This is a genomic window from Nannocystis bainbridge (assembly GCF_028368995.1).
Taxonomy (GTDB): domain Bacteria; phylum Myxococcota_A; class Polyangia; order Nannocystales; family Nannocystaceae; genus Nannocystis; species Nannocystis bainbridge.
In genome coordinates this window covers 1,194,232-1,210,964 of record NZ_JAQNDL010000001.1, presented here as the reverse complement: position 1 = coordinate 1,210,964, position 16,733 = coordinate 1,194,232, and the positions used below count along the sequence as shown (strand labels likewise).

At 67.3% G+C, this 16,733-nt stretch carries 14 protein-coding genes; 9 read left to right on the top strand and 5 right to left on the bottom strand.

The features are described from left to right. Nucleotides 1-19: 19 nt before the first annotated feature. The 5 genes from POL25_RS04760 to POL25_RS04740 all read left to right on the top strand — a co-directional run bounded on the left by POL25_RS04760 (nucleotide 20) and on the right by POL25_RS04740 (nucleotide 4,847). Entirely contained in the window at nucleotides 20-1,600 is a 1,581-nt protein-coding gene (locus POL25_RS04760; protein ID WP_272084636.1) for a hypothetical protein, read from the top strand. A 31-nt stretch (nucleotides 1,601-1,631) separates the two neighbouring features. Beyond that, nucleotides 1,632-2,219, top strand: coding sequence for a class I SAM-dependent methyltransferase (locus POL25_RS04755; RefSeq protein ID WP_272084635.1), 588 nt, complete (start codon nucleotides 1,632-1,634; stop codon nucleotides 2,217-2,219). A gap of 5 nt (nucleotides 2,220-2,224) precedes the next feature. Next, complete coding sequence (locus tag POL25_RS04750) at nucleotides 2,225-2,434, top strand: hypothetical protein (protein ID WP_272084634.1); 210 nt, start codon at nucleotides 2,225-2,227, stop codon at nucleotides 2,432-2,434. Between the two features lie 11 nt (nucleotides 2,435-2,445). Continuing rightward, nucleotides 2,446-3,138, top strand: a complete 693-nt coding sequence (locus POL25_RS04745) for an SDH family Clp fold serine proteinase (protein WP_272084633.1) — start codon at nucleotides 2,446-2,448, stop codon at nucleotides 3,136-3,138. 446 nt (nucleotides 3,139-3,584) lie between these two features. Next, the gene (locus POL25_RS04740; protein WP_272084632.1) at nucleotides 3,585-4,847 is read left to right on the top strand and encodes a tyrosine-type recombinase/integrase; all 1,263 of its coding nucleotides are present in this window, start codon (nucleotides 3,585-3,587) and stop codon (nucleotides 4,845-4,847) included. Nucleotides 4,848-5,247: 400 nt separating this feature from the next. Here POL25_RS04740 and POL25_RS04735 read toward each other — a convergent pair whose 3' ends face one another. Continuing rightward, nucleotides 5,248-6,486 (bottom strand): hypothetical protein, encoded by a 1,239-nt coding sequence (locus POL25_RS04735; protein WP_272084631.1) that lies wholly within the window; start codon nucleotides 6,484-6,486, stop codon nucleotides 5,248-5,250. Nucleotides 6,487-6,572: 86 nt separating this feature from the next. Between POL25_RS04735 and POL25_RS04730 the strand changes: the two genes are divergently transcribed. Beyond that, nucleotides 6,573-7,178: a hypothetical protein gene (locus POL25_RS04730; protein WP_272084630.1), complete on the top strand. Its 606-nt coding sequence runs from the start codon at nucleotides 6,573-6,575 to the stop codon at nucleotides 7,176-7,178. A gap of 503 nt (nucleotides 7,179-7,681) precedes the next feature. Here POL25_RS04730 and POL25_RS04725 read toward each other — a convergent pair. Next, entirely contained in the window at nucleotides 7,682-8,866 is a 1,185-nt protein-coding gene (locus POL25_RS04725; protein WP_272084629.1) for a hypothetical protein, read from the bottom strand. Nucleotides 8,867-8,961: 95 nt separating this feature from the next. Continuing rightward, complete coding sequence (locus POL25_RS04720) at nucleotides 8,962-10,140, bottom strand: hypothetical protein (RefSeq protein WP_272084628.1); 1,179 nt, start codon at nucleotides 10,138-10,140, stop codon at nucleotides 8,962-8,964. A gap of 1,066 nt (nucleotides 10,141-11,206) precedes the next feature. Between POL25_RS04720 and POL25_RS04715 the strand changes: the two genes are divergently transcribed. Next, complete coding sequence (locus tag POL25_RS04715) at nucleotides 11,207-11,755, top strand: hypothetical protein (protein WP_272084627.1); 549 nt, start codon at nucleotides 11,207-11,209, stop codon at nucleotides 11,753-11,755. A gap of 233 nt (nucleotides 11,756-11,988) precedes the next feature. Next, nucleotides 11,989-12,843, top strand: coding sequence for a methyltransferase domain-containing protein (locus POL25_RS04710; protein WP_272084626.1), 855 nt, complete (start codon nucleotides 11,989-11,991; stop codon nucleotides 12,841-12,843). On the opposite strand, the gene POL25_RS04705 is transcribed toward POL25_RS04710, so the two are convergent. Then, nucleotides 12,834-13,388: an EF-hand domain-containing protein gene (locus POL25_RS04705; RefSeq protein WP_272084625.1), complete on the bottom strand. Its 555-nt coding sequence runs from the start codon at nucleotides 13,386-13,388 to the stop codon at nucleotides 12,834-12,836. The two genes, POL25_RS04710 and POL25_RS04705, sit on opposite strands and share 10 nt — an antisense overlap. A gap of 516 nt (nucleotides 13,389-13,904) precedes the next feature. Further along, complete coding sequence (locus POL25_RS04700) at nucleotides 13,905-15,254, bottom strand: salicylate synthase (RefSeq protein WP_272084624.1); 1,350 nt, start codon at nucleotides 15,252-15,254, stop codon at nucleotides 13,905-13,907. 823 nt (nucleotides 15,255-16,077) lie between these two features. On the opposite strand from POL25_RS04700, the gene POL25_RS04695 reads away from it, so the two are divergent. Beyond that, complete coding sequence (locus tag POL25_RS04695; RefSeq protein WP_272084623.1) at nucleotides 16,078-16,545, top strand: hypothetical protein; 468 nt, start codon at nucleotides 16,078-16,080, stop codon at nucleotides 16,543-16,545. Nucleotides 16,546-16,733: the final 188 nt, after the last annotated feature.

The following is a 16,733-nucleotide window of genomic DNA, read 5'->3' as shown; positions in this document are numbered from 1 at the left end:
ACAACCCATGCACCCGGCGATGCGCAACACCCTGACCCTGCTGACGTGGGCCATGCAGGGGCTCGCCCACGCCGATCGCTCGCGCCGCGAGCGCCTCGCGGGAATCAAGCCGCCTCTCACCGGCGCCGACGCCATGCACGTGTACCTCAAGGAACACGGCATCGATGTGCCGCACCTCGACAAGCTCATCAAGGGGCTGATGCAGGAGGGGAAAACCGCGGAGGCGATCAAGGACCTGATCACCGTGGCCGCGGACGCCGCCGCAAACCCGCACGACCTCGGGGCCTTCGTGCAGCACCTTGCCAGGTGCTGCGCGCCGACGGGCGATCCGCCTGTGCCGCCGGCCTCGGGCGCGGCGCCCGCCGCAGCGCCGCCAGGAACGTCGTGGACCGCGACTGCGGGGAAGCTGCCGCATTTTCGGCCGGAGTTCACCTCGGCCGCCCGGCGCACGCCGCCGCCTGCCGCGGCGCCGCCACCGACAGCCTCTCCCGCGGCCCTGGTCGGGGCGCCGAGACAGCCACGATTCCGCCCGGAGTTCACGTCGGAAGCACGACGACGGTCCCAGGAGCAGACGAATTCTCCCGACATGCCGAGCAATCCCGCGCCGACTGCTGCCGCAATCACAGCAGTGAACGACGTCGTGCCCGTGCGCATCACGTCAGCGGATCGCGCAGTGAGGACGAGCGACGACGCCAGGACCGCGGGCTGCAACGATCCGATCCCGGAGCTGCTCCGTTCCGAAGATGGGGCGCCGATCGCCGCGCTCGAACGTCGTGTCGATGCATTCGAGACCCGCATCGCGCGGGAGCTGCTGGAGCTCAAGGATTGGATGAACGCGCAGTTCCAGGAACTCGCGCGCCGCATCGAGGCGCAGAGCGCCCGGCAGGCCCGCATGCAAGCCGAGCTCGACGAGCTGCGCGCGCAACTTCGGCGAGTCGAGTTCGAACTACTCAAACTGACGCGCCCCGACTCGTCACCGGCGGAGACCCTGTCCGTCTTCATCGCTACGTCGGGCGACCTGGCGGCGCAAGCCGAGCCCGTGCAGGACAGGGCACGAGAGACCGGCGAAACCGAGGCGGCGGGGACGAAGCTGCACAGCGAGGACCCGATCGAGGGCGCCAAGAGGGATGCCCGCGCGATCGACGTGCCCGAGGTTGTGGAGGTGGCTCCACGTGACGCGAGCCAGGTCGAGGAGACCACCAGCTCCGCCGGGGTTTCCGACCGGACCGAGGAGAGTCATGCCTCCGACACGAGCGATCACGACCCGATCCGCGCGAACGAGCCCCAGGTCAACGAGGCCGGGCCGAGAGAGAGCAAGCCGGTCGAGTTCCAGTCCGCAGACGCGATGCAGCACGAGGTCTCGGTCGACGTCGTCGGTTCACGCGGAACTTCGCTGGTGCCGCTCGCTGCGGCAGGCCCGCGATCGCTCGACGAACGGATCGCGGCGGCGGAGGCTCGAATCGAGGCCGGCCTTCACGTCGTCGCGGAACTCAAGGGCGACGTAGTCCAAAGAGTCGGTGAGCTGTTCCAAAAGCTCGAGACGGACAAAACCAGCCCGACCGCCGCGGTGGTCGGGAACACCTGCCCAAGCGAGGCGTAGGCCGCCCGACAATCACACGAAGGAGCCGTCCATGTCCATTCGCACCCTCGCCCGTGTCGCCCTTGGCTACGTCGCTGCCGTCGAGAGCATGGCCACCCTGGTCCGCTTCCGCGAGCGCTCCTCGGCGTTCCGCCTCGCGGTCGACAGGGCCGGCGCTCTCGGCCGCCCGCTCGTCGTCATCGGCGATCCGGACGGCGGCATGCACACGCGCCTGATGCGGGCCTACGGGTGCGGCGACGTGTGTGTGGACATGAACGGCTGCCCCAAGTGCCCCGTCACGATCGTCGCCGACATCACCAAGGGCCCGCTCCCGGGCGTCGCCGATGACTCGGGGGTCGTGTTCGTCTCGTGCGTCCTCGAGTACGTCACCGATCTCCAGGCGGCGCTCGCCGAGATCGCCCGGATTGCCGGCAAGCCCGAGAATGTCTTTATCGTCACCGTGCAGCCCTGGACCCTCACTGCCCGCCTGTACCCCGGCGCGCACTGGAGGGGGGACGCCAGCGAAGCCAAGGGCGGGCACACCGTGCGTATGACACCGGTCACCCTCGAGGAGAAGCTGGCGACCACCCTCGGCCTCGGCGTGCTCGCGGCCACCGCGTTCTGGCCAAAGGGGAAGTGAGAGCGATGCCCGCCCAAGAGCTCGATCAGGCGCTGCAGGCGGCGAAGATCGAGTGCGCCGCGCTCGCGGAGCAGCTGCGGCTAGCTCGTGCCGATCTCCATCGGCTCGGCGCGCAGGGCATGAACCGAACGCTGATCGCAGGCTCGATCGCCAGCGCGCTCGGCATGCTCGTCGGGTTGACGATGGGCTGGCGAATGGCCCGCAAGACGAAGTGAGGAACTCGATCATGGAGAACAAGGGACCGATCATCCTCGCCGCGCTCGCGGCCACGACGGCGCTCGCGGGCGTCGCATACTACGTCGCGGGCCGGGGCCCGAACGCGCTCGGAGAGGACCCATCGATTATTCCGATCATCACGCCCATGATCGACCTGCGCGTCGTGGACTACGTCCTCGCGCGTCTCGCGCGGATCCACGGCGACGAGGTTACGGTGGTGCTCCACACACCCGGCGGCTGCGCTACCTCTTGTGTGATGATCGCCAACGCGATCGGACGCTTCCCGCGCTCGACCGCCGTGGTCCCGTACATGGCGCTTTCAGGCGGCACCCTGATCGCCCTCGGCGCCCGCGAGATCGCCATCGGTCGGAGCGCGGCGCTCTCGGCAGTCGACCCGGTGTTGTTCGGGCGGCGCGCGAAGCACATCGAGGCCGGCGACGAGGACGGCCTCCACGCGACCGCCCGCGAGTACGAGGACGCCATGCGCCGGCATCTTCAGAGCACCTTGCGGGCGCGGCTTCAGGCCACCCAGGGCGCCGCGGGCGTCGAGAAGGCGATGGCCGTGTTCATGGGCCACAACGCCCCGCACGAGTGGCCTATCTACGCGCCCGAGCTGATCGACCTCGGTCTGCCGGTCCGCGCCGCCGAAGGGCGCTGGTCGGAATACGTCGATGCGCGCCGCGGCGGGTGGCGAGCGCGCTGAATCCGGAGCGAGCAACGGGATGTAGGCGAAGGGGAGGTGGAACGTGGTGAAGACGGGACAAAATCCTGCGATGGGCCTCTCGGCTCCGTTGAACGTCGACAAGGCCCCACAGTCAATCAAGCCCTCCTCTGCCTTGCTGAGGGCAGCCGAAGTCGCCGAGTTCATCGGCTCGACCGAGGCACAGGTGAGGAACATGCGGGCTCGGGCCCAGCTTCCCCCTCCCATCAAGGTGCCTGGACTGGGTGTACGGTGGCTTCGAAGCGACCTGGAGAAATGGCTCGCCCTACTCGGAGAGCCACGCTATTAGGTCCACGGCCTGAGGGCAGTGTAGCAACTGGCGCCGAACCTCCGGTCTATCGATCCTGGAAATTTCTCGACTCCATGCTTGATCGCGGCCCTCGGTCGAGGTAACTCGGACGCAGGGCTGCGCGGAAAGTGACGCGCAGATGATCAAGGTGCGACAGCGAACAGACACCAAGGAGCCCGCCTGGCAGGTCGACATCAAGGCCATGCCGCTGGGGGCGATCAAGGCCAAGCGGTACCGCTATTCGGCGCCGCGCTCGATCACAAGCAAGTCGGCGGCCCTCCGATGGGGCGAGCAGGTCCGCCGGGAGATCGAAGCCGGAAGGCTGCCCCCGCAGAGCAAGGACAGCAAGGCGAAGGCCGCTCAGGAGACGGGCGAGCCCGACGCGGCGGCTCAGCAGCCGCAGCAGGAGGAAAAGCGGGCCAAGAACATCCGTGAGGCCGTGGAGATCTACCTCGCGGATTGCGCCGGCCGTGGCAACGCGGCGTCGACGATCGAGGCGAAGAAGCTCAAGCTCGATCACGTTATCGCCGTCGTCGGCGATGAGCCCGTGGTCGAGTCGGGGGAGGCCGAGGCGAGCCGGGTTCGCGCTGCCATGCGGAAGCAGGGGTATGCGGCCACGACCATCAATCAGACGATGAATGTCTTCGCCATGATGCTGAAGCGCTGCCACGTGCTGCGTCTCCGGACTACGCCGCCAGAGGAGCTGGAGAAGCTCAGGGAGCGCCAGGGATCGATCCCGAAGGCGTACGACGACGCGACGTTCGAGGCGCTCGTCGCGGCGGCTGCGGAAGAGGGGCCGGAACATCTCGCGTTATTCCTCGTGGGCGGCGAGACGGCCCTGCGGGTCGGGGAGATCATCGGGCTCGAGGTCCGCGATGTGGATCTCGAGCACCGCACCGTCCGGGTCGAGCGATCGGTCAGTCCGACCGGCGAGGTCACGCCCCCGAAGAGCGGCGAGCCGCGCACGTTGTCCATGACCGAGCGACTCGCCGCTGCCCTTGCGTCGTTGGTCGCAGGGAGGGGGAAGGTGGCACCGCTGTTCGAGGGGCGCGACGGAGGCCGGCTCAGTCGGTCCACGATCCGTCGTTGGCTCGGGCATGTGCAGGGCACGGTCGGGCTCGAGACCAAGGGCGCTCATGTGCTGCGCCACTCGGCGGCGACCTCAGCGTTGGCTGGCGGAGCCGACCTCGTATCGGTCCAGAAGCTGCTCGGCCATCAGCACCTCGCTACCACGGTCGCCGCCTACCTCCACGACACCGGCGACGCACAGGGGCGCGCGGTGACGGCCCTCGAGAACGCGCGGGCATCGGCGCAGCCAGTTGTCACGGATCCGTCACGGGCTCCTCGGACGCGCCCTCACGCAGGCAAGGGAAAGCCCAAAAAGCGAAGGGATCACAGGTGATTAGAATGAATCAACTGTGACAGACGGCGCAGTACTTGTGGAACAAGTTCTGACCCATCCTCGCCAAAAGCCCCTCCGCTGCCAAAACGCCGCGGATCTCCACGCGGAGGGGCTTTGGCGAGATGGACGACTTGCCCCGGGTTGCCTCTGGGTGCCTCTGGTTGCCACAAATCTGCCCCAAAAACCGGACGTCCGCGGGTAATCGTCCCGGCTGGCGATCCCCTGCCGTCGTCACACTGGGCGGATGGGCGGGGACACGTCCATGCGGGTCGCAGGGCCGTCCAGCGCACGGGCCGGGTGGCCAGCCCGCTGACCGGGGAAGGTCAGGCCACGCAGGCGCTTCCGTTTCAATCTCGGCGACTTGGTGAGCTGCCGGCTGCCCGCGGTGGGCTACCGAGCTTCACGCGTCATCCGGGTCGCACCCCGGTCGCCACTGAAACACCCGCATGTCCTGGGTGGCGAAGATGTCGTCGGCGAACGCGTGGACGATGACGCCGTGATCGTTGATCGCACCGGGCACCTCGTAACCCTCGAACGGCAGTTTTGGCCGCGGGAGCTCGAAGAGCCCGTCGGCGTCGCCGACCAGCAGCGCGTGGGCGTAGCTGAAGCCGGTGATCACGCCGTGATTGTTGACGTCCGTGGCGACCACGCTCTGGATGCCCGGCGGGAGAGAGAGCTCGATGAGCTCGTCGTCGCGCCACAACACCGGACCCCCATCTTCGTCGACGACGCCGAGGACTTCGCCGCGGTCGTTGAGATCCATGAACCGTGTGTGACTGCCGCGTAGGTCCGGCAAGTCGCTCACCTCGTCGCCGCTCCACAGGACGTCGCGCTTGAAAAACTCCTCCTCCTTGCCGTCGCACAGGAGCGAGGCGGCCACCTGGCCGTGGCGGTTTATCCGCATCCCGGCTTCCCACACTTCGCCGGAGCGGCACACTTTCTTGGTGGCGATCTTTTGTTCCCATCGCCACTTCACCAACTCGCCGCGCTCGGCGTCGAATCCCGCCAGTTCGCCCGTCTCGTTGACTGCGTCGACGCTCCACAAACCGAGATCGTGAACCTCGGCACCATCCCACAGGAGAGTCTGCGCGCGAAACGGAGCATCCCCGACCAGGAGTCGCAACACTGCCCGCCCGCGATCGTCGATCCACCCCTGGTCGGCCCAGTTGTTCTCCGGAGGAAGGGCGATCCACGCCTGCACCTCGCCGTCCTTCCAGACGAAGGCCTGGTGTTGCTCGAGATCCTCCCTCCAGGCGATTCCCAGGACCGCACCGCGATTGTTCATGGCGAGAGCGCTGGTGCTCGACGAGCCGACGTCGATCGGCTGCGGCTCGCCGCCTGACCACAAGTAGGCCCGATCCGTTTCGAAGTCCGCCGTCATCGTGTTGAACAGCACCCGACCGTGCTCGTCGAGGTCGACGAACTGCTGCACTGGCGCGTGTTCCGCCGCCGGGTTGGGCACGCGCTCGACGGTGTAGCAGGTCGCAGGGCCCGCCTCTCTGAGCTCCGGCTGCATCGAGGGCGAGGGGTCTCCGCCGCAGTCGATCGCGGCCGAGATCACCAGCACCGGCGCGACAAAGACGTGCCCACACTTGAGCTCGGCCGACTGGCTCCTTGCAGTTTCAAAGATATCCGTCATTCGCGGTCCTCCAGCGCTGGTCATACGGGGGAGGCTTCGGATCGCAAGCGGCCCGGCGAGCTCCCGTCGGCGGGTCCGCTGCCTCGATGAAAACATGGGCGACGGGCCGAGGCTCGCAAGCACGCTCAGGCGAGCGCGCTCGCCGGCTTCAACGATGGCGAGCGATCGCTCCGCACGACGACGAAGTGATGGCCGAACGGCGCGTGCTGCCCACGAACTGCCAGTCGCCGGCCCACTCGCCCGACGAGGTGCAGCTCAATCGGGACGGGCGGGTCGCGGCGTCGTTCGAGTGCGACTCGCGCCGGCTCGGCATGACCTGGGCGTGGAACGAGGCGCTGGAGCTGCCGGGCGAGGCGGTGTGGGTCGGCGATCTGAACGACCGCGGCGACATCGTCGGTTCGGTCCTGATCGGCGAGACCCGCGCGCCGGCGCTGTGGCAGGGCGGCGAGCTCGCGGTCATTCCGCTGCCGCAAGGAGTCGAGGGCGGACACATCGAGAAGATCAACGAGCAGGCCCGATTCATCGGCACCTTCAACATCGACGACATCCCCTACTTCTTCGTCGGCGACGACTGGGGGGACTGGGTGGTGCAGAGCATCTGTCCGCGGCAGGACGAGGTGCTGTACGCCGTGGCGCTCCATGTCGAGCCTGTGCTGCTCCCTGTGACAGTAAGGCTTCCGTCCCCTGGATGACGGCCCTGGCTTTTCTCGCAGCCCTCTTGCTGTCCACGCTGTTCCGGTCTCTGAGAGAGGTCGCTGCCCACGGAGGGCAAAATCAACTCGTGCAGCACTTGACGATCTACGGCCCGATGTGAGCGCACGCGCCGAGGTCACCCCGCGCGACCTCAAGCCCGCGCACGGCCATCTGGCCGCGCGCGGGGTTCGACCATCGACGGGCCGGAGGTCATAGCGGGGCGCGGCGGACATGACGATGCCGCATAGCCGGGCGAGCGCCGGTGCATGAGGTCGGTGGCGTCCGAATCCCCGCTTCAAACTGCTTAAGCGCGACTCGTGGCCTCGCTCGTCGCCTCGGCTGATTCGCTCGCATGGAGCTTCGACGCGCGGCACAGCGCGCTTAAGCAGTTTGAAGCGGGGTTCGGGGGTGGAAGCAGAGCGCGCGTGACGGTAAGCGACGTCGAGAGTGGGATCAACGACCTCGATGCGGGTCATTTCGAGGATGGCGGATCGCGGCGATCTCACTCTCGTGAGCCCGTACGATCGTGAGCGCCGCAGCTTGGCGCGGGCCGCCAGGACAGCGCGCGGTGAGCCCAGTCGGCGTCCTGGGTGTCGGCGACGAGGTCGCCGCGGTCGTTGACCAGCGGCGGGCCCACGTCGTAGGCGTCGTGCCCGAAGTCCGCGCCCGGCGGGTAGGGCAGCGCGACGACGTAGTGGCCGTCACTGATCTGATAGGCGTGGATCTCGCCGCCCGACTCATCGTAGTAGCGGCCGATCATCAGACCGTGGTTGTTGATGTCGAAGTAGGCGCCGTCGTGCCCCAGGCTCGGGATCTCGGCGAGCTCGAGGTCGCTGCTCCACTGCACCGGGATCCACTCGCCTTGCCCGCCCCTCCGGCTGCCGATGATGTGGTCGTCGTCGTTGACGCCCCGCACGCGGATCTCGCCAGCAGGATGCTCGAGCTCTCTCACCTGACCGCCCGTCCAGTGCACCGCGTGCCAGGTGTCTCCGCAGCGGAACGACCCGACCACGTGCCTGCCGCTGTCGCTGACATACAGCGAATAGTCCTCGGATTCGGGCCGACACCCGGTCGGCAGGACCGTGCGCGCGCCGCCCCAGCGCACGAACTCGCGGGCGTCGCGATCGAAGCCGTAGACCCCGTCGTAGTCGTCGAACGCGAGGATCTCGAGGTCGCTGTCGTCGAGCGCCGCGAGCTCGCCGTCGCGCCACCGCCACGCGCGGTAGAACACGCCCTCGTTCGCGTAGATGGCGATCGTCTGCAGGGCGGCGTGGCCGAGTTCGTTGAGCCAGCCGCGGTGGAACGAGTGCTCGGGGACGCTGACCTCGGCCAGTACGGCGCCGTCCTGCCACAGCACGGCCCGGGATTGGCTGGAGTCCGCCCCACGGTCGCCGAATACGAGGACCTCGCCGCGCTCGTTGATGCCCTGCGAGAACGTGTCGACGAGCCCGTCGACCACGATCGGATGGGCCTCGGCGCCGGTCCAGACGGTCGCCAGGACGCTGACGTCGTCGAGCGACACTTCCTCCACGTCGATGAGCAGCCGGCCGGACTCGCTGAGGCCGATCAGCGTGCGACTGCCGTCGATGTCGAGCTCGAGCGCGGGGACGACGGTGACCTCGTAGCAGGTGGCCAGCGTCGAGCCGCCGGCCTCGACGGCGCGCCCCGGGCCGAGCGCGGCCGCCACGAGCAACCCTGCGGACAGCCGTCGTGCGAGCGACGGGCGCGCCTGACCTCGACGAATGCATGGATGAGCGACGTCGATCATGTCATGTCTCCATGTCACGGGCAAGCCGCCGCGGGGCGCGGCAGCCAGATCATCGTGCGGTAATCGTATCCCATGTCGTCGACGCACCCGACGATGTCGCCGCGGTCGTTGATGCCGGCGATCGGGTCGAGGTATCCGACCAGGGGGTCGGGCAGCGGCAGTTGCTTCACGCGGGTGCCGTCGCTGACGGCGAAGAGGTACGAGTCGGGGTCGTCGCCCTCGAAGTCGACCGCTTCGCGGCGATCGAAGGCGCCGACCATGAGGCCGTGCTCGTTGATGTCGGCGTAGAACCCGGCGTAGGTGGACGGCGGCCGCGGCAAGCGCACCGTCTCGCCGTGGCGCCATGCCACCGGAAGCACGAAGTCGTCGAATGTCTCGCCGATGATGTCGCCACGGTCGGTGACCCCCCACAGCTCCGTCCATTCCGTCTCGTCCGCGAGCCGAGTGAACTGGCCCTCGGGCCATGTCACGAGGACCGCGTTCGGCCAGTCCAGATCGTCGCAGTACAGCATGCCGGCGAGGGTGCCGTGGCGGCTGATACTCAGGTCGAGGTGCCGCACCTCGGAGCAGGTGGTCGGCAGCTCGGACCGGTGGTCGCCCCATTTCGTGCCCGCGTCGTCGAAGACCTCGTCGGCGTCGTTGAAGACGGTGAAATGCTGCATGTCGAGATCTTCGAGCGCCTGGCCGCGCCAGCGATAGACCCGCGGGGCCCGGGTCTCCAGCACCAGATGGCCGCGCTCGTTGATGGCCCCGTCGGTGAAGGCGGTGCCCGGCGGGCTAGCGATCCGGGCCACGAGCTCGCCGTGCCTCCAGATCACCGCCTCGCTCCACTCCGGGAGCACGCCGGGGTTCTTCGCGCCGAACACGAGCACCTCGTCGCGATCGTTGATGTCGACCGCGCGAGTCTGCAGCAGGCCGTCGACGACGACGGGCCGGACCTTCCCCGCGAAGACGAACGCGGTTTGCTGGGCATCGCCGCGGTACCACGGCGTGTGGTGGGGCAGCGCGTGGAGCAGGACGACGCCGTTCTCGTTGAGGTCCACCAGCCGCTGACCGCTCTCGCCCGCGATCCCCAGCGGGGGGATGACGGTGAACTCATAGCATTCCGCGATGGCGGCGCCGGGGCCGTGCTCGGGCGCGCCGCCGCCCGCCCGAGCGTCGCCGGCGAGGAGCGCCAGCGGACTCGCCAACAAGGCGATGAGCCCGCCATACGCAAATGCCGGCCCCGGCCGAGCCCCGCCGTTCACAGGCGAGGCTCTATTCACGGGAGGACGCTGAGTCGTCGATCGAGGCATGACGTGTCTCCGGGCTCAGGATGGCCCGCACGCGGCGGGAAGCAAGCAGGCTGGGGTTCAGCGCGGCTCCGCCTCCCCGTCCGGCCGGACAGTCACCACGTCCGGCACGGGCGCGACTCGACCCAACGGCGCCACTCGACCAACTCGCCAGCTCAGCGCTCTCGGCGGGCCGGTCGGTCGACCAGGCTGCCGGCACATGCTTGTCCGCGCGGCGTGGATTAGACCAGGTCGGGGGGCCAAGGGGGATGCCGCCCCTGATAGCCCGCATGAGGCCGCTGCCCGCTTGATGACATCACCGACGAGGACGGAATCATCGCTCCATCGTGGCGGGCGATCGGTCGCTACCGCTGAAGTCAGCGAGCCGGCCTTCTCCGTTGGAGTACTTGCGCGGTCCAGCTCGCATCCAAGTATTTGCAGACCGGTCAAAGTTCGAGCACGGCGCGGCCTCGATGAACGTTGATGCCATACTTACGTAGTTCCGTCGCACCGTCGATTAGACTACAGGTCTGGACATCCCAAGCGGCAAGGCCGTGCCTGCCAACCCAATACAAACAGAAGTTTGGAAGAAGAAAAAGAAGAGGCGAAGACATGACGACCCTAAACCAACCACTCAAGCTCCCAGTGATGCGCCGATTCTCAAGAGCTGTCGTCGCATACGGGTCGATCTTCCTGGCCATCTATGGCACGCTCATCCATGTGGCTGGCGCTCTAGGCAAAGATCACCTGGTGAGGGTCAGTCTTGGGACCCCTGATGTCGACGTGCGCGGGTCGCTCGTCGGACGCAAGATGATGTACGCCCTCGAAAAGGATCCCGAATTGGGCGACTAAGGATGGGCTCGACAAGGATCCCGAATCGGGCGACAAGGACGGGCTCGGCAAAAGCGCCGCGAGCTTGGGCTTTGCGGGCGAGCATTTGTAGTCGAGCATCGGAGACAAGAGGCGCATGGGAGGATGCGGACTCGTCGTGCCGCTCGTAGCGGTGCTGGTGGCCGCGGCGATGTTCGCCTACGCCCTCGCGTCCTGCGGCAACGAGGAGTCGTTGCGGCCCCAGGTCCTCGTCTACTATGCGAACGAGACGGCGCCCGCGGGCGAGGAGGCCGAGAGCTGGGATACGATCATCAGTTGGCTCGCGTCGAGCGACCGGGAGAACGTGTCGAAGATCGCTGACCAGCTCCATCGGGACCGCGAGAAATTTCCGAAAGCCGTCGACGAAGAGCTCGCGGCAATGGCGCGGGGGCTGCCCGCGACGGCTCAGGTCGCCGGGGCCGCGTTGTTCACAAATCGCCTCGCGCGGCGGGGAAAATTCCTGCTCTTTCGCGCCGACACCTCGGTCTTGGTAGAGGCTGCCTTCGCACCGGCAGGCCCGGATGAAGAGATTTATATGTACAGCCCGCTGGCCGATGCTGCGTCGCTCGACCGTGCCTTGCGCGAAGTCGGACGACGTGCCGGAGACTTCGTCCCGGCCGCGTCGCATCGGTCGAGCCAAGCTTCTCGCCCGCGTGTTTGGGATTGACATCACCATCTGCCGCACGAGCGCACGACGCCGGGCAAGCGTCGGACGCACGAGGCCCACCTGCCCGAGGGGTGCCGCGAGCTGCGGCACCGCAGTATTCGGAGTCCAGAAGTCCTCATCGGCCCCGCGAATCCGGGCGGAGAACGAGGGGTTGAGTTCGCGCCGCGGCTGTGCGAGCATCCACCGCCATGGCGAGTCAACCACTCCTACCGTCGTCGATGACGTGAAGGTCTATGGAAAGCGAATCGAGGGACTCCGAAACGTATCTATTGGGGGACAGCCAGCGGGAGGAAGAGCGTCTCCGCAAGCAGATTCAGGATCTCGCGGGGGAGGCCCGGTGGTTGCTCGACCAGTTGGAGATTCGCCCGGGCGCACGGGCGATCGAGCTCGGCTGCGGTCCGCAGGGGGCGCTCGAGCTGCTCTCCGAACGCGTGGGACCGACCGGGACCGTGGTCGGTCTCGACAGGAACGAGAGCTTCGTCGCTTCGGCCCGCGCGCATGTCGCAAAGCAGCAGCGAACCAATGTCGAGGTCGTACATGGCGACGCGAGGGCGCCCGGCCTGCCGAGAGAATCGTTCGACGTGGTGTTCTGTCGATTGGTGCTCGTGAATGTCCCACGGCCGGAACAGGTCGTCGAGGCGATGGTCTCCCTGCTGCGCCCAGGAGGCGTGCTAGCGAGCCATGAGGCGGACTATCTCCCGCACCTGTGCGACCCGCCTTCACCCGCCTGGGATCGCCTGTTCGAGATCTTTCAGGCGTATTCCCGCGCCAAGGGCGTCGACCTGTTCGTGGGAAGAAAGATCCACCGGATGCTGCGTGACGCCGGGCTCGTGGAGCTCCGGGTGAATCCGGTGATCCACATCTACCCGCACGGCCATAACCGCCGACACATCTTTCTCGACTTCGTCCAAAATGTCCGCGCTGCACTGGTCAGCGGCGGATTTGTCGGAGAAGCCGAGCTCGGCGGGCTTTTGCGAGACCTCAAACGCCATTGCGATGACCCCGACACGCTGGTGGTCTCGCACCTCTACTTTCAGGTCTGGGGCCGTAAACCGGAGCACCGCGCGAGCGGACGCGATCACGGATAGAGCGAGCCGAGCAACCAGTGACCGGGCGCGTCGGGCGAGTCGTCGAAGTAGTAGGCGCGAATGGTCTCCAGCAGATCCCTGGTGGTGATGAAGCCGTCGCCGTCCTTGTCGATGCGCTGGAACGCGGCGCGAGTGACCTGCTCAGGCATGTTCATCAGCGTTCCCATCCAGCGGATTTCGTCGGAGACGGTGAGCCTCCCGTCGTGATCCTGATCGGCGATGTCCATCACTGCGTTGATGTAAGGGACATAGCTCTGATCGAACGTCTCGGGGGTCTCGAGCATGCCTGCCGCGAATGCGGCCTTGTACTCGTCCAGGCTGATGCGCTCGTCGGCGTCGAAGTCGGCGACCTTCCGCAGGTGATCCCACAAGCCCAGGCTGATCTCGACGAGCCTCTTTCGGGCAGGAGACTCCGGCCCGTGGCCGAATTCCTCGGCCATGTGCACTGCGGACAGCTCGAAGTCCTGTCGTTGTAGATATCCATTACCATCGCGATCGTGCGCACGAAAGCGTCTCGCCAGCTTGCGCTCGAGGAAATCGTCCATTGCATTCATGCCACAGCCCTTACCATGGTGATGCACAGGGTGGCAACGGCTGTAACCGTTCACGGGCCGAGAATCTTGCAGGGCGCGCGAAAATGCTCTCCTGCCTCTGTGAGCGAACTGGAGGCCAAGGAACGCCGAATTGCCGAGCTTGAAGCACGAGTCGCGGAGCTCGCTTCGCCGCTGGCCAGAAGTAGGCCACCTCTGCTCGCCAGAAGTAGGCCACCATCAGATCGCGGATCTATTCGGCGCTCGGCAGGGTGCTCCGGATCGGCCCTGCAGAGCCATCCGTGAGGAGCGCAGTGGGCGTACCCTTGACGCCCGCGCACGACCTTGGCGGCAGGGCTCAAACGGCGTCGAAGCGGATCCTGGGGAGGTCTCCAAAAAGCTTGGCCCAGGCCAAGTCGTTGGACCGCCAGCGGATCGCGGCCGCAGGTCCGGCCAGGACGGCGCATCGTCCAGGCGACCCGCCGAGCATCACGCGTATCGCGCATGTGCCCGGCTTGTTCATCGGCGACGTCAGGGCCGGACGAGATAGGCCGCGACACTGCTGAGCTTCTCGCAGGTCTCGGTGAACTCGCGCTCGGGGCGGGACTGTCCGACAATTCCCGCGCCCGCACGCAGCCAGGTGCGGCCGCCGGAGCGGAAGGCGGTGCGAAGCGCGAGCGCCGCGTCGATCGCACCCGAATGATCGGTGGTGAACACTGCGCCCGCATACAGCCCGCGTGGCGCAGGCTCGTGCGCACGGATCATTCGGTACGCGGCGGCCTTCGGGATGCCAGAAGCTGTCACCGACGGGAAGAGCGCCCCGAACGCGCGCCAGGACCGGGCGATGGCGGTGTCGTGAGGGCCGACCGGCGGCAGCGTTCCGCTGACCTCGGACCCGAGGTGCTGCACCCGGCCGCGTTGTTTGATCGTCATGAAATCGCGCACCGCGACACTGCCTGCAAAGCAGATGCGATCCAGCTCCTGGCAGGCGAGCCGCACCGAGATGGCGTGCTCGTAGATCTCCTTCGCGTCGGTGGTCAGCTCGTGCCGCAGCCGATCGTCCTTGATCGGATCGCCAGTGTACGCCCGGGTGCCGGCCAGCGGCTGCGTGCGCACCACGCCGTCGGATCCGACCTCCACCAGCATCTCCGGACTGAAGCCCATCGCGGTCAGCTCCGGGGTGTCGATCACGAATGACCGCACTGGCGTATTGTGCCTGCGACCGTGCACATAACTGCCGAGCAGGTCGACCGGACTGGACACGGTGACCTCCCTGGACAGGATCACCTTCTCCAGCTGCTCTGCCTGGATCGCCGCCACGCAGTCGGCCACTGCAGCGGTGTATTGCGGATCCGGTGCATCCACTGCGATGGGCGCCGGCTCCCGCGTGCGGTCGGCCACGGGTCGCCGTAGCAGCGCCTCCACCGCTTCCAATTGCTCGGTAGTCGCCGCGCGCACGGCGGCCGAGCCGGGTCGCACCCGAACCTCGACATCCGGCACCACGAGGCGGAGCAACAGCGTATCGTCGGCCACCGGCAGACCCGCCATGGCGTAGGCGAGTTCGAAGCTGGCCCAGCCGAACGCAGACCAGCGCGGGATGTCCAGTTGTTCGAGCAGCGTGGTCATCCAAGGCAGCGGATTGTCCTGCCATGCCATGGTCTCGGCGCGCGCACCGTGCCGCACTCGCACGGTGCCAGAGTCGACGAGCAGCTCGGCCCTGGTGCCGAGGCCGATGCAAAACTGGCCGTCCTGCTCGTACAATAACCGGTTGCACGTGGATGTCCCGGCCATCAGCCCGGCGGCGGCCACCAGGGGATCGCCGTGCAATGGTACCTCGCGGTATTGTTCTCCGGTCACAGCCAGATCGGGCAGCGCGCTCATCGTGGGCCAACCTACCTTGAAGGCAACCGCGTGGGAACCCGCGAAGGAGCGCCACGGCCTCGGCAGCGTGGAGCCGCTGCACGTCGGCGTGTCGAAGACCTTTCCTTTCGCGCCACCCCGCGCGCCGGCCAACACCCCAGCGCCGCCAGCTCCCACTCCGATGTGATGAGCGCCGCTGCAGCCCGGCCACCGCGCGCGGGCGTCGGGCCGCCGGACATGTTCGCCGGCCCACGGCTCGGCCATCGATCGCGGGCGCTGGACATGTTCGCCGCACAGCTCGGCCACCGCGCGCGCGCGTCGGGCCGTCGACATGTTCTCCTGGAGGTCGCTCTTGAGCTCGGCCTGGTCGTCGACGCGACCCGTGAGCTGCAGCGCCTGGGCCAGCCACGCGTGCGGCCTTGCTCACCTTGGTCTTCGCTGGCTTGGCGGCCTCGGGCTTCGGCGCCTTCGCCTTGCGGCTCGCCTCCGCGTCCGCCTTCGCCAGCATCACGCGGAGCTCGTCGTAGGTGAAGCCGGCGGCGCGCTTCTCGGCGATGAAGCGTGCTCGCGGCACGGCCCAGGCCGGATAGCGGTTGAACACGCCGCCGCCCATGCCGAGCGACCGCTTGAGCGGCACCGGCAGGAAGCCCAGGTCCTGCCAGGTCTTGACGGTGGTCCGCGTGATGCCACCGATTTCACCGGCCGTGCCGGAGTCGCGCCGTTCACTGCCGCATGTCGACGCGCGAGCCACGGTCAGGCGATCGCCGGCGCGGGAGAAGCGGAGAAATGCGTGGCTGAAACTTCTTAACCGCGGTAGCTTCGTATGCTTTCCTGGAGGCACACCATGGGCCATCGCGTCGACAGACCCGCGGACATGTTCGATTCCGTCCGCTATAATATCAAGACCACCCCCGAAATCCGCGCAGCGATGCAGAAGAAGGTCAAGGAAATCGCCTCCAACATCGAGGAGCGCGAAGCCCGGATGCGGCGCATCCGCGAGGAATACCAAATCGACGCCGAGCGCCTCGCCACCCTGGTCATCCAGTTCCAGAACAACGACTCGGGCTTCGTCTCATACCAAGCCCAGGGCGACTCCAAGCACGACGTCGTCGTCCCCGCCGGAGTCATCGCCAACATCATCCGCGAGCGGGAGATGATCGACTCGGAGCGCGGGCAGATCCGCAAGATGGAGCTCATCCTGCGCAACATTCCCGACATGGAGCTCTACAATGACCTGACGACCGGCGAGGTCAAGTCCCGCCAGCCCCTGCACAAGCTCAGCGACGAGGAGCTCGAGTTCCTCGGGTACTGAACCCCGCGCTTCAGCCCTTTCCGGGTTCCCGGCCGATCGCTGCCTGCAGGCGGCCCATCGTGCAGGACTAGGTGGTCCGCCGGTGGGACGAGTGGCCCGTCCCCGGATTCGGTGAGCCTTGGCGCTGGCCGGCGACGGCGGAGGCTTCACCGAAGAACACGCTTGATACGGGGGGCCCGGTCCCGCTG